The organism is Psychrobacter sp. van23A, assembly GCF_030845275.1.
Classification (GTDB): domain Bacteria; phylum Pseudomonadota; class Gammaproteobacteria; order Pseudomonadales; family Moraxellaceae; genus Psychrobacter; species Psychrobacter faecalis.
The window spans coordinates 2321917-2336495 of sequence record NZ_CP132595.1 but is presented as its reverse complement, the minus strand read 5'-3'; the positions used below and the strand labels follow the sequence as shown (position 1 = coordinate 2336495).

10 protein-coding genes and 1 pseudogene are annotated in these 14579 nt (G+C 39.0%); 6 read left to right on the top strand and 5 right to left on the bottom strand.

Annotation, left to right across the window (positions count from 1 at the left end; translation table 11 throughout):
• Positions 1–183: 183 nt before the first annotated feature.
• Complete coding sequence (locus RAH45_RS09855) at positions 184–1014, bottom strand: cation efflux transmembrane domain-containing protein (RefSeq protein ID WP_011959978.1); 831 nt, start codon at positions 1012–1014, stop codon at positions 184–186.
• Positions 1015–1092: 78 nt separating this feature from the next.
• Here RAH45_RS09855 and RAH45_RS09850 point away from each other — a divergent pair.
• Positions 1093–1794, top strand: a pseudogene (locus RAH45_RS09850) (IS1-like element ISPssp2 family transposase).
• 157 nt (positions 1795–1951) lie between these two features.
• Here the strand turns inward: RAH45_RS09850 and RAH45_RS09845 are convergent.
• Entirely contained in the window at positions 1952–2923 is a 972-nt protein-coding gene (locus RAH45_RS09845) for a calcium/sodium antiporter (protein ID WP_068406836.1), read from the bottom strand.
• 172 nt (positions 2924–3095) lie between these two features.
• Between RAH45_RS09845 and RAH45_RS09840 the strand changes: the two genes are divergently transcribed.
• The 5 genes from RAH45_RS09840 (at position 3096) to RAH45_RS09820 (ending at position 10852) form a co-directional block, all read left to right on the top strand.
• Entirely contained in the window at positions 3096–3191 is a 96-nt protein-coding gene (locus RAH45_RS09840) for a hypothetical protein (RefSeq protein ID WP_227514060.1), read from the top strand.
• Positions 3185–3709, top strand: coding sequence for a TIGR00645 family protein (locus tag RAH45_RS09835; protein ID WP_068037376.1), 525 nt, complete (start codon positions 3185–3187; stop codon positions 3707–3709). Before RAH45_RS09840 ends, RAH45_RS09835 begins: the two co-directional genes overlap by 7 nt.
• Positions 3710–4660: 951 nt before the next feature.
• Positions 4661–5185: a hypothetical protein gene (locus tag RAH45_RS09830; RefSeq protein WP_068037374.1), complete on the top strand. Its 525-nt coding sequence runs from the start codon at positions 4661–4663 to the stop codon at positions 5183–5185.
• Positions 5172–7535 (top strand): site-specific integrase, encoded by a 2364-nt coding sequence (locus RAH45_RS09825; RefSeq protein WP_201564459.1) that lies wholly within the window; start codon positions 5172–5174, stop codon positions 7533–7535. The genes RAH45_RS09830 and RAH45_RS09825 overlap by 14 nt, the downstream gene beginning before the upstream one ends.
• Complete coding sequence (locus RAH45_RS09820; RefSeq protein ID WP_306495231.1) at positions 7526–10852, top strand: tyrosine-type recombinase/integrase; 3327 nt, start codon at positions 7526–7528, stop codon at positions 10850–10852. The genes RAH45_RS09825 and RAH45_RS09820 overlap by 10 nt, the downstream gene beginning before the upstream one ends.
• A gap of 122 nt (positions 10853–10974) precedes the next feature.
• Here RAH45_RS09820 and RAH45_RS09815 read toward each other — a convergent pair whose 3' ends face one another.
• The 3 genes from RAH45_RS09815 to RAH45_RS09805 form a co-directional block, all read right to left on the bottom strand.
• On the bottom strand, positions 10975–11856 hold the full coding sequence (locus tag RAH45_RS09815) for an IS982 family transposase (protein ID WP_306495230.1): 882 nt from the start codon (positions 11854–11856) through the stop codon (positions 10975–10977).
• Positions 11857–12038: 182 nt separating this feature from the next.
• Positions 12039–12923, bottom strand: a complete 885-nt coding sequence (gene lgt / locus RAH45_RS09810) for a prolipoprotein diacylglyceryl transferase (RefSeq protein ID WP_011959981.1) — start codon at positions 12921–12923, stop codon at positions 12039–12041.
• 183 nt (positions 12924–13106) lie between these two features.
• Positions 13107–14579, bottom strand: a complete 1473-nt coding sequence (locus tag RAH45_RS09805; RefSeq protein ID WP_373429168.1) for an ATP-binding protein — start codon at positions 14577–14579, stop codon at positions 13107–13109.

Genomic DNA, 14579 nt, shown 5'->3' with positions numbered 1-14579 from the left:
ATGTGCATTTCACTATTTTATCAATTTCTCAGCCTGTTTTTTTCCCAGCCTACTTTTTGAACCACCACCTGCTCGAGGTCTCATATCCTTATGATGTTTGTTTCCTTCAAACCTAGCTACTTTACACTTAGCGGTTTGATTAAGCTACTTACTTGGGCTATTTGCTTGAGCTACTAGGCTCAGCTATTTACTTAACTTTAGTATTCTAAAGGCGCCTTGAATAACTAAAGCAAATACGATGCTCCCAATAATTAAATCAGGGGTACTCGAGTTTAACCAATTCACCAGAACACCTGCAACAATCACCCCTAAATTGATAATCACATCGTTTGAAGTGAAAATCATACTGGCTTTCATATGAGCCTCTTCTTTACTCTTCGATTTTTGCAATATATAAAGGCAGATTGAGTTTGCAATCAGAGCAAGAATCGATATAACAATCATGGTAGAAAAGTCAGGTAACTGCTCATTGCCAAAGAAACGTCTTATTACTTCTAAAAAGCCGAGAATCGCTAGCGTGATTTGAAAATATCCAGCAATTCTAGCAATACGTTTTTTCTTTACAACCGTTCCACCAACAGCAAACAAGCTGATTCCGTACACGAAGCTATCTGCTAACATGTCTAAGCTGTCGGCAACCAATCCCATTGAACGAGAAATCAGCCCAGTGCTCATTTCGATAATAAAGAAGGCAAAGTTAATAACCAGCACTATCCACAGTAGCTTACGTTGCTCCGCGTCTTTTTCATGATTAGCGTTAGTTTTGACTTCGATATTATCATTTGAATTAGAGGGGTCAATAGTTTCGGTTGAAAGTAGGGTGTCGCCTAAATTTAGGTCATGAATAGCATGCTGTATATTTTCAACATTACCATGATGAAATACGGTTAATTGACGATTAGGAATGTCGAATTCAAGATATTCAATATCCGAATTGCCATCTAGCTTCATTCGGATTAGGTTCTCTTCCGAAGGGCAGTCCATTTTCGATATTTTAAAAGTTGTTTTATTCATAAAGGTATCTGAATCCGGGTGGTGGTTCAAAAAGTAGGCTGGGAAAAAAACAGGCTGAGAAATTGATAAAATAGTGAAATGCACATCACACTATACATCAAATGCCCAGCCTGTCTAAGTGACAATATAAAGAAAAATGGCTTCAAAAGCTATGGTAAACAAAACTATAAATGCAAAGACTGCAAACGGCAGTTTATTGGAGACCATGCCTTAACGTACCAAGGATGTCACTCCCAAAAAGATAGCAAAATACGATATCTTATGGTTCGAGGCAGTGGCATAAAAGACATCGCTTGCGTTGAGAGAATCAGCAAAGGCAAAGTACTAGCCACCCTAAAAAAGTGTCACTACCCAATAACCCCCAAGCAAAGGTAATACGACTGTCTTGAAATTGATGAGCTTTGGACATTCGTAGGTAAAAAAACCAACAAACAATGGCTAATTTATGCCTATCACCGTGACACAGGTGAAATTGTTGCCTATGTGTGGGGAAAACGAGACCTTAACACTGTCAAAAAGCTTAAAGCTAAGCTGAAAGCCCTAGGCGTAAGTTGTGCTAGAATCGCTAGTGATACCTGGGATAGCTTTGTTACTGGTTTTAAGGGCTTTACCCAAGTCATTGGCAAGTTTTTCACGGTCGGCATTGAAGGTAATAATTGCACTATCAGACATCGAGTAAGGCGAGCATTTAGGCGAAGTTGTAACTTTTCTAAAAAACTGGAAAATCACTTTAAAGCCTTTGATTTAGCTTTCTTTTACATCAATCATGGGTATGTTTAATTTAGCCTACTTTTTGAACCACCACCAAGTAAATCAGCCTCCGATAAAGTCGGGGCGGTTCAATTTGAAGATGCCTAGGTAATTACATGAAAGTCTATGACGAATTATTAGAAACTGTAAACTGTCGAATCAAACGTATGTGATTATTAGTAACTTGCTACATACTGACCGTCTGAATTAACCAGACAGTATAGCCGACGAAAAATAGTACTAAGGTGGTGCCAGAAGTACGACCGAATGCACGCTTGGTTTTAAATGCAAATAGGCACATCGCAAACAGTAGTAAGGTTAAGAGACCCATCGCTAATATATCACGCGACAGAATAATGCTACTCGGAGTAATAGGCGCAATGAGTGCTGCTACACCTACGACTCCTAAAGTATTAAAAACGTTAGAGCCTATAATATTACCCAAAGCCATATCATGCTCGCCTTTACGTGCGGCCGACAAGCTCGCAACTAATTCAGGCAGTGACGTACCGATAGCGACGATAGTGAGACCAATGATAAGCTCACTCAAGCCCCATAAAGTAGCAAGTTCGATAGCGCCCCAAACGATAGCGCGCGAGCTTAGTATTAATACGAGCAAACCAAGAAACAACCTACCTAAACCTTGCGCCATACTGTGTTCAGCTTTTGCAGTTTCTTCTACAGTATCGCCTTCATGTTCGTGGTTGCCTTCACGCAGGCTCAAGATGATTTGTATGCCTAAGACAACGACTAGAAGTACTATTAATACTATACCGTCGGTATTACTTAAGACGCCATCGCTTAATTGCCAAGCAGCTACTGCCGTCACCAACAGTAGTAAGGGCATATCACGATTGATAATACTTTTTCGGATAATAATTGGACTTATCAATACCGTTGCGCCTAATACTAAGGCGATATTAACAATGTTAGAACCATAAGCATTACCCAATGCTAGCTCAGGGCTACCTTCTAAAGCAGCTAACATGGACACTATCATCTCTGGTGCTGAAGTACCTAAACCTAGAATGATGACACCAATCAAAAAACTGGGTACATTCAACTTATTAGCTAAAGCGACGGCACCATCAATAAAAACATCAGCACTCCATACCAAAATTGCTAGTCCTACGACTACTGCAAGTATTGCCAACCACATCAGTGTCTTTCCTTATAAAAGTTAGAGTAATCGTTAAGAAAAATGGGCATAAAAAATTGAGCAATAGAAGGCTCAGTTTTATAGTAGCATAAGCAACCAGCGCAATTATGAGGAAAGGTATTATTATTTTCTATATTTTGAAGTCCTTAACCTCCCATTCAGCCTTGAAAGCATGATTAATGCATTTGCGATTACCAATAATGTGATTGTCATCATATTAAGCCTTGTAATTAATACCATCGAAAACCTTAAGAGATCCCTATGCTAAAGAAAACTGAGCAAAGATTAGAGAAAATCATATTTAATAGCCGTTGGCTACTAGCCCCATTTTATTTGGGATTAGTACTCGGTATTATTTTATTATTTATCAAATTTTTCCAAGAAATGTGGCATATGATCACCCATGTGCTCAGTGCGTCTGAAGCCGATGTGATCGTTGGTGCGTTAGCTCTTATCGACATGTCATTGGTCGCAAGTTTGTTACTCATCATTATATTCAGTGGTTATGAAATCTTTGTCTCAAAAATTGATACAGGGGATCATGAGGATCGTCCTGAATGGATGGGAAAAATTAATTTCTCTGGCCTAAAACTTAAAGTCATCGGTGCTATTGTTGCCATTTCTGCTATCGATCTTCTTAAATCATTTATGGATATACCCAAAGAGATGAGCGAGAGTGATGCTGATAGGTTGATGTGGAAAGTGATTATTCATATGACGTTTGTACTTTCAGGCCTGTTGTTTGCCTTGATGGACAAGATTGTTGGTGATACTAAAAAACATTAAAAAAAGTTCAATAGAAATCTATTTATTAATTTACGCGAATATGCGCTAAGGATCTTAGATGGCATGAGCCAGTTTATTGACCTTATTCGATGACATCAGTGTGATAAGTGATTTGTGCATTAAAATCCTGATGGTAATCTAATCAAGATCTATGAACGTCTAACAGAAATAGAGCTTTTAACAAAACTTAAAAATAAGCAGCCAACCTTTTTAGTAGCAGGCACTGAGGGCCCCCTGTGGTCAGGGATATCTGACTAACTTAGAATTCTCGAGTATATTGATTTTTCTTTGGTCATACTGTTTTTTTACGATAGAGAGTAAGCTTTATAAGACTAGCTCATAACTCGTACTGCGCCCTTAAGCAGTAGACTTCTCTAATATGCTTTTTTCTACCAAATCCTTAATAGCTTTCAATTCAGTATTCGCCGAACACTTCGTCATTATCCCCCCCCCTTTTTTTTTGATCATGAGTTTGCCTTAAACACTAATCAACAGTACATTGACCATATTTACTTGCCTTGGATTCAATAGTTGCTGACGGTGGGTCTGCCAAAAGCTGGCTTTACTGATGATTTTATCCGTGGTTTTCTGTGCGCATAATAGTGTTTACTCTAAAGCTTGTAAAAACCAAATCAACCATTCAGTAACATCTGCATTCCCTTTTTGAGTACGCTCTAATATTTTGTAGTAATCATTACGATGTTTAAGTATTTGAGCCGACACGCTATAAAAACGTTGCATGCTAACATCACTTTACGCTACCAGCCCTGTTCCTCGTGAGTAAGGGGATTAACTAGAATACAAGTCATTCTCATCCACTTTAGCATCAAAATCAGAATTAATTATATGCGACACCAATTGACGCTTATCTCTCAGAGCAGCTTTTTTAATATCCTTTAAGGTTGTAAGGTATTTAACAAGGGTAGAGGTCAAATTTTAGAGGAATATAAAATGGATAATGTCACTATTGCTAAGTTACAAAAGACTTCAGTCGTGATTGTTAATGACATCGTCAAATTGTTTGAAATCTATAATCAGTTCATTCGTCCGCAAATTAAATCTTCGAACACATTTATAGCTTATCAAAATCTGACGCTAGCCAAGCCTATACTATTTATAAAAACCGGCGAAGTAATACAATTAGTGAATAACTTTGAAGTTTTTTATCTGTTAAAAACTGTAGATCTTAACCAAGAGTTGTGCGCAGAGAAAGTATCCATAGTAAAAATTAATGAAGCGCAATTCGAGGTTAAATATGCATTTTATGAATTGATTGACATTATATGTAGATATCAAAAATATTTAGATATCAGGTTAATTTATATTCATTTAAATAGATTTCTCACTGCTGATATAAACCAGCAGCTTTTTAGCTCAAAAAAATTCTCTATCGGTACTTTTTGTAATCTTATTAACATTCATGAGCAGACTTATTATAAACGTTATAAAAAGGACAAAAATAATGTCAACTATTAAGTCTCACTACCATCTTCGCGATGTACCGAGTCTCGACGTTATCAAACAGACCATCAACCACCAAGGCGATCATGACGATTTTAAGAATAGAGAAAGGGCAGTAGCAGCTATTGGTGATATCGTAGCAGTGGTTCAGGAAGGTTATTGCAATGCTGATCACCAAGAGCAACTGATTAATAAAGTGATAAAAATATTGCATGAGAGACCGGTTGCCGAGCGTGATATGCACATTGGCAGATCTGAGCTCAGTGAAAAGCCGCTTATAATGCAAGTCTTAATTTTGATGCAAAATATCATGTATAAGCGTCGTCAAACCGTTCGTCTTCGGCAGAAGCTGTATTGGCTTGCAATTGCGTTACACACTGCGGTTTTGCTTATATATCATGGCAAAAAGACGCATATGCACAATATTTTGATGCAATTTAAACTGGCTCAATTCTCAAAGGCAGCAACACGAACCTGGATTTGGCGTGAGCTTCCTGAGATACCAGAGCAAAAAGTAGATAATATCTTGATATCACTACAAGATGTGTCAAAGCGTTTAGCGATTAAGTATGGTGATCGTACACAAAAAGAGTTTTTAAAGCTTCCTGATGTCAGACAAATTAATAAGATCATAGCGTCTTATCAAGATGCTCACTATGTGAAAAAACGTCTAAAAATAGAACCCAATAACCAGATAAAGCCTATTAGCCTAGCCAATCAACCTGTATTGTTAGCAGTCAATAATGTTCAAAATGACCTAGGGTCGAATGATGAACATTTTGAAGATTTCGTATTAGAGTCGCAATCGCAGTTTTATACGGCGATGACTGAGAGTTATGAGGGCTTAACCACCACATATGAAGAAAGTATTGATCATTATGACCCGCCCTTTATAAGTTATGAAGTCACTACTGACTTGCCAAAAGGGCTGTCTTTTCCGCTCCAAACGATAGACTTATCGCTGCAACAAAACCACATTTCTCAACAAGAACTCGCGCTCAATTCAAACGTTCGGGTACTACCAAAGTCCAGCTATCAGCGGATATTTTCAGCGCTTTGCCAAGATACTCAGTTTTCAACCAACACTTCCAATCGGGACTGTGCTTACATTTTGTTGCTGTCTATGATTACAGCGTTGCCCATTAAATCTTTAACTATTGCAGGATACATTGGTCATCCGAGTATTTTTAAAATTGGTTTGAATCGAAGCTACATTCATCATTCGCTTGGTATTACCAAACGGCAAGAAGCGTTTAATGGTAGTAAGTATGAAAATCAGCTTGACATCATTAAAATTCCTGTCCCGCAATGGCTTATCGATGAAATATTAACAGGTGAGCTACCATCAGATAATGGTATTCAAGAATATCTTACCTATCTACGCGCTAAAATAAGTTTGCCGTACTTATCAACGAATCGTATTGAGACTGCACTGCATGTGGTGCTTTCTCGCTACACGCCAAACAGCAATGCTCACATCGCTGACCTGATTTGCAGAACGCCTGCCTCTCAAGCTCCAGCCATGTATTACAGCAGTCATCTTAGCGAAGAGATTTTGTCTCACTATAAATTAGCGCTGAGTATATTTAATCAAGACAATCACTTTGATATGTCATATATCACCCCTTGGCACAAGTACACGTTAGGTTCTGGATTTGCATTTACGCCAAATTATGTTCGTGAGATTATCACTGAGCTGCAAGCATGGGCGGACAGCAGTACTGATGCCAATACACATTTTAATCGTATCAGCATTTTCGTATGGTTTGTACTTTGTTTATTAACGGGTGTACGACCAAATAACGGTATCGGACTGATGAGCGATATCGATCTTGAGGCTGGCTGGCTAATGATTGATGACAAACCCAATCGAAAATCAAAGAGTCATAGACTCATACCTTTATGTTCGACACTCATACGCTTACTAAGCGATTACCGGAGCTATTTAATTGGTTATCAGCTTAATAATTTATTGAAACAGGAAATTAGCGAATGTATTGATGAGATACGTCTAGGTAATGAGATCGCATTATTGCGACTGCTATCAGAGAACTTCAGTACACTTGATGTCATCAAACGAGGCGACGCTTATCATATGACCAAAGATATTATTGACACTGACCCTTATTGGACCCGTCATTTTGTACGGACTCAACTTGAAAGACTAGGCGTTGATATGGTGCTCATCAATGCAGTTGTTGGTCATGAAAAAGCGCGCCAACATGCATTAGGACGTTTCTCATCACTTAGTAAGCATCAGATTAAACAAGTGGGTGATCAGTTTGAACAGCTGGCAGAGACATTGGGTTTAAAAGAAATTAATATCAAAAACAATCATGATGAATGGAGCATGTCGTGCTCGTAAATGAAATCAAGCCGCCTAAAATTATAGATACACTGGCAAAATTTGATGGAAGAAAAAAGGCTTATATCCCTGACCCTCAAATACTAGAAGAGGTAGGGAAGGCCAAGCAGCTTGAAATTGGATTGCTTGCTAAGTTTCAAACCAAATGGGAGCAACTACGTCAAGCGTATCCTGATAATATCAAGATACTAAAAGATACTAAAAAATACTCTCGTAAAGCTTGTGCTTATCATAGCCATACTTTTTTAGTAGAGAAGCATAGATGTCGCATTATATATTTTGATAAGCGCTGGTGGCGTTGGGATTTGCTGTTGCAACAGTTCAATATTGTTTTAAATCAACAAATCAGGCCCATAGATGCAGAAGGGTTTTTAGAGTTTCAAAGCTATGCTCATCAAACCATCACGCAGACATGCCAAACAGAGAAAAGAGTTAAACAAGCCTATAAAGTGGTAAATCGTTTTATTGACTATCAAAACAAGCATTTTATGCTTAATGATTATCGCTATCCTAATATCAAGACTGTATTGCCCACAAAATTTAATCCGCTCCTCATTAATAATGATTGGATCACTAAAGGTAAGCAAATTAATGAGATGGTACGAGCGGTAAGTCACCACTGGACACAAACGAGTGAGTATAGCTTAGAAGAAATATTAGGATGGCTGGTTTACTCTGGCATCATGTATGGTGGCATTAATAGTAAAGCCATACTTGAAAGTTGGCTTGAGGCTCTAATAAATGAAAAATACCAGCCATTTATCAATAAGCGATTACTAATATCAGTCCGGTTTCTACAAGCGTATTATGGCAATGAGCGTAGTAACACGCAAAATCAGCTTTACAACACTCAGCAAATTGTTCTAGATATGGTCAGCCAATGCTGGTTGCTACGATATCGCCAAGCAAAAAATAAACTGGCTATCAATGATGAGGCTGAAAAAAGTTTAAAAAAAAGTGCTGAGAGTTACTTGATAAACGCTTTAAAACCAGTGCTTAACAATGGGGGTTTGACGATTTTAACTTTTCCGCAGATGCTGTCTTACGCAAGTTACCATTGGGAGATGCTTGATGGTGCTGATATTGATCAAGCTTCCGTAGCGGTACTGAGTAGCAAGCAAAATACAGCAGGGCTGACCAAAGAGAAGTTTAAAGAATTTTTAGAAGGACAATATAAGAAATCGGTAAAAAATTACGACTTAGACGATATTCTAAAGTTGTCAATAAAAGGATCAGAAAATATATTAGATAAAAGCACGACTCCAAGCCTACATGGTAGAAAAGTACGGCGCTCAGAGCTGATTACGGATATCGCTAGTGATTTTAAAATTGTAGGAAGTCTAAAAAGTAAGAGATTAGGCTATAAACCGCTTACTTTGATCCAAAGGATAGAAAAAAGGTATGAGCAATACACTGCAGTTAATGAGAGGGTGTTTTTAGATTGGATACTGGCTCTTTTAAAAGATGAGTTGGACAATTCTATTAAAAGTACTTCCGTGTTGCAATACATTAGAAGCATTGGCTATGAATGGCTGTATTTTTCAATGAATCAGCCTATTGATGGTTGGGATGAAGAGGACTTTGAGGTGCTCTATGAGGATATTTTGGAGTACAAAACCACAGTTCGCCGTCACATAAATATTTCTTATTATGCAAAGCTGTTACAACGCCTTCATAACTTTGCTCATGAAAATTACGATCTACCACAAGTAACGATTGCCTATGAAAAAGAGGGTCGACGCGTTCGTGCTGAGTTGATTTCCCTTCATATGTATCACGCGATTATTACACAGATTTTGCATAGCGTGGATATTCTAGAGCGAGAGATGTTTGCTTTGATGTTTATGCTGGTCTATCGAACAGGAATGCGTAAAAAGGAGCTGTTAGGATTACGGTACATTGATATAGAAGGCCTAAATTCACCGTCTCCGTCACTTGTTGTTCGTAGTAATCCTTATCGTGATTTAAAAACAGCTGGCAGCAATCGTAGAATCCCTATTTATGCTTTGTTGCAGCCAGACGAGTTGGCATTATTTATAAGATACACACAAAGTACTGTCGGTCTTAATCCTAGAAGCTTTATATTCACACTATCTTCTGAAAAGACGCCAATTGATGATCACGTACCGCTACAACTGCTAAGACGTATCTTACAGGACATCCCAAAAAAGCCAGGTAATAAGCCGGAGCAAACCTTTCATGCGTTTCGACATACGGCGGTTACTAATTTATCACTTGTACTATGTGGTGATACTGAGCTTGTTAAAGCTTTGACTGATTATAACGAAGAAGACATTAAACGGATCAAATATGGCGTTCTTGGTGAGCATCTTAATGCGCAAGATCGCTGGTACGCTCTATCTGGAATCATGGGTCATTTATCACCGCAGCGCAGTTTTGAGTATTACAACCATATCGCTGTTTTAATGGCAACTTATGCGCTGAGCGGCGCTAATATTAAGCTACCAGTTGTTGCCATTAACAACGTCACTGGCATCAATAGAAAAAGGCTTAAAGAGAATGATGCCATTATCGACCATAACGACGTCAGCCTAACTAGCGTCCGAAAGTTGTTGTTTCGAAGTCTTAGTCAGCGCAAATATAAAGCGCCTCGCTTATGTATTAAAAACACGACCCTTTTAGTCGATTCACAAAGTAGGACAGAAACGTTATTTATGCGCTATGGCATGAATAGCATTTGGTTCTTATTACAGCAAAATGCTTTATGCATAGCTTTAAAGCAGGCTGCAATAATGGTTAATATTGATTTACACGACGCAGATATCATTATAAATCGAGCGCGAAAAGTAGCCAATGTGACCTCGAGCCATGATAACCCTAGATTCATTGGAACAAATGGCCTTCCAAAAAGTATTCAGTACAAAAGTGATTATAGATTACTGTCTTCACTGCAAAGCAGTGCTCAAAAACTACGAGATAACTCATTAGATGATTGGCAGTGGTTTATAGCTCTATGCCAAGAGCATCTATCTTACAGTAAGGCGTTTGTTCCTTTTTCAATCAAAGAAAAGAAAGCGTTACGACGTTTTATCAAAATTGCCAAACAATTACTGCCAGCGAAAAATTGGCTAGTTGCTCATCCTGCGGCATCACAAGTCCATCTTAATTTAGCTGATATGAAGGGATTGCGTAGCATCAGTAAAGATAGTATGGGTACGTTCAACATTGGAATCGCTTTGATTGATAACAGATCCTCTGTAAATGATAAATGGCAATTTTCTCCGTTGCTGCGATTTTTTGTTTATATGGTATTGATTACGGATGAAGAGTTAGTGATTTTAGATAATGCGTCATAAGTTATTTAAGTTTGCTTCGGTGTTCGACAGCGACGCCTAGAATTTAAAAATCAGTGAATCTACTATCAATAATGGGGTAACCCCAGTTCGGGATAAGCCACATTGTAACTCATTGATACTATTTACAATGTCGCTACCTGTCTCTGCTGAGGCATGTTTTTGATGGTGGGTTTATAGGGAAACCAGCAATACGCAATTAAACCTGACAGCAAGTTTGTGCTAAACCCCGTGACACTACGATGGCGTGAGTGTTCGATTTGGCACAAGTTTTTAAGCTCTCCAAACACCGTTTCAACCAAAGAGCGATGATTGAGTAGTGCCTCATCCATAGGCTCAAGTAATTGGGGTTTCATATTACGCCGAAGTTTGGTTATCAACGTGGTATCACTGTGTTTTGTGAGCCACTCGTTTAGGGCTTTACTGATATAGCCTCTATCCCCAAACACCTTGCCAAACACAGGCGTTGCCATATCCTTAACAGGCGCTCTATCATCGGTATTACCCTCAGTGACTTTGACGGAGACCAGCTCACCTTTATGATTGATAATGGCATGCAGCTTAAAGCCGTAAAACCAGCCCATGCTGCTTTTGCCTCGGGTTGCAAGTCCTTCAAAGACTTTATGACGGTAGATACGTTTGTTATGACAAACTGCTATCTTGGTTGAATCAATATAGCTGATACCCGTACAGTCGCCCATCATGCTTTGCAAGTAGCTGCACAGTGGTATGATACTGCGCGGCACAAGCTCTATAAATCGCGAGTAGCTCGGCAGATTTGGAAACTCCCGTTTCATCATGCCAAGCATGTGATGGTAGTAAAACGCCTTAAACTGTCGATACCGCAGTTGATGAAACAGTATCAAGATGGTCATAATCTCTGCTACACTTATCTGGCATGCTCTTAACCTTTGGTGTCCCGTTGCGATTAAATGAGCGTCAAACTCAGGTTTGAATTGCTGATAAAAGTCGTCAATATGGCAGTATAGTTCGGTTAGGTTGTCCATGTAAGAAGTCCTTTTTGCTTAAGTGGTCTTGGTAAACTTACTTTAGCAACTTTGGACTTCTTTTTTTATCTTTTTTTTGAGCGCTTATCCCGAACTGGGGTTAGGTATTAATTCTGCAAATGGAATGTATCTTGTTAGAACTGCATTTATATTTATTTGTTCATGCACCTCGACACTTATTTCTAATATGCAGACTGCTTACCCCAATCATAAATACCGCGTTTGTAAGCATAAATCAGCATGATTAAGCCGGCGATAATCATCGGCGCGCTTAAGATTTGCCCTTTGGTCATCCAACCTAATAATATGAATCCTTGGTCAGCATCTGGCTGGCGGAAGAATTCAATGATAAAGCGGCTGATGCCATAGCCTAGTAAGAATACAGCGGAGGCGGCCATACGTGGACGTGGTTTTGATGAATACCACCATAAGAATATAAATAGCAGCAGACCTTCGGCAAAGGCTTCATATAGCTGTGATGGATGACGAGGCAATATGTATTGACCATTGACTTCAATCATCAATTCTTGCAATTGTGGATTGCTCTGTAATTGCTCCATATCAAACGCCGCGGCTTGCGGAAAGTAGGTCAGCCAGTTATAGCCACCGTCTGAGACGCGACCCCATAATTCGCCATTGATATAGTTGCCGATACGCCCAAACAGTAAGCCGGTTGGTACACAAGGAACGATAAAATCGAATACTTGAAAGGTAGTCTTTTTATATTTACGGGCAAAGAACCACATACCTAGCATGACGCCGATAAAGCCGCCGTGGAAAGACATACCGCCTTCCCAGACTTTTAATATATAGGCAGGGTTTTGGAGTAATTCACCGAACTGATAAAACAGCACATAGCCAATACGACCGCCTAAGATGACACCAAGCGCGCCATAAAAGACTAAGTCAGAGACCATGTCGGTGGTCCAATTGTCGCGTTTGGTACTGCGATACCAAGCCAAACCGTAAGCGGCAGCAAAGGCTAGCAAATACATTAGCCCATACCAGTGCACTTCCAATGGACCCAAGGAAAGCGCTACGGGATCATACTGAGGATGAATCATCATAAAGGCACCATAATTATTGGTAATAGAATGTATGAAATAGGCTTATATAAGAAATTTTTTGTCCAACAATTGAAAAGTACAACTATCGCAAGTCAGAATCTCATCTTATGGATAGAGAGACCTTCCAAGTAAACTCGCCTTCGATCTAATCTGAGCGGTTCATAGACAGTATGAAGGTATTTACTACCTGGCAATCAACAACTTTACAGCAACCTCAAAAAGACACTCATCTTTGATAGTAATACTAACTTTGCCATTATGAGCATTGGCGATAGCTTGCACAATAGATAAGCCTAAGCCTGTTCCTGAATGCATCGTATTCGTTTTATCATGACGATAGAATCGCTCAAACAGTTTATCGGCTTCAATCTGATTTAATGGTTTGTCTAGACGGTTGGTCATAGTTATTCTTAACCAGAGCTGCTCTGGGGATTGAATATCGTCTTTTGGCGCATTAAGCGAGGTGCTTGAAGTGAGGACAGTAGCGGATATCATAATAGTGCTATTACTAGCCGCATAATAAATCGCATTTGACATCAGGTTGGCAAACAGCCGTTGCAATAAGCCTTTATCACCTAGTACTGTTTTAAAATCACCCGATTTTTCAAAGATTATCTCACGATCCTCAGCAATCATCTCATAATAATCTATAAGCTTTGTGATCAAGCTCTCTATATCGACATGACTGATTTGCGAATCACTCAGCTCTTTTTGAGTTTTTGCCAGTAATAACATATCGTTAATCATGGTGGATAACTGCTTTAACGTATCATGCTGATGATGCAATTGCTCAATGTATTCGTCGCTTTCTCTTGGCTTAGTTAACATGACTTGCGTTTGCGTACTCAGCGTCGCTATTGGCGTACGTAGCTCATGGGCGATATTGTCTGAAAACCGTGATAATGATTCAAAGTTACTTTCAAGCTTGACCATCATAGAATTATAAGACTCCGTTAGTGGACGTAATTCTAACGGCATATCGCCAACCACAATTCTTTCATCTAACCTTTGAAGATTAATGCCTTTCATCTTTTGTACGATAGTAGCTAGGGGAGCAAAACCCCAGTGTACACTTAGTGCTGCTACTGAAACCAATAATAAGGTAATGGCGATAAGTATCAAGCTCAGCTGGCGATTAAACTGGATAAGATATTGATGATGCACATCGATAGGTAGAGCAATAAATGCCAAAACCTCTTGATGTGTAATGATAATGGCTCGGTAATGCCTATTATTTATCTTGATCATAAACTGCTGATCGCGATAGTCCTGCAATAGTTGTAACAAGCTAAAATCTGCCGGTAGATCATTGATGAAATTACTGGGATCGCTGGACAATAAATTGCCGTTTTTGTCTGATATTAACGTTTTTAAATCATAGTCTAACCAAGAAGAATGTAGATGATTGGCATCAATTAGCGCTTGCGACTTTGACACTGTAAAAGGTTCTATGTGATCGTTAAAATTCACCATGCGTTTACGCAGGTTAAAAGCTGCATGGGTAATAATCTCTGAGTCCATTTGCTCAAAGTGCTCGTTAACAGAGCGCTGAACCCATATATAAATAACAACTTGAGAGATAACAACAAATATTGTCAGTAAAAAAACAGTACGCCATAACAAAGGCCAGCGTCGATTCTTAAATTTATCTCTCAT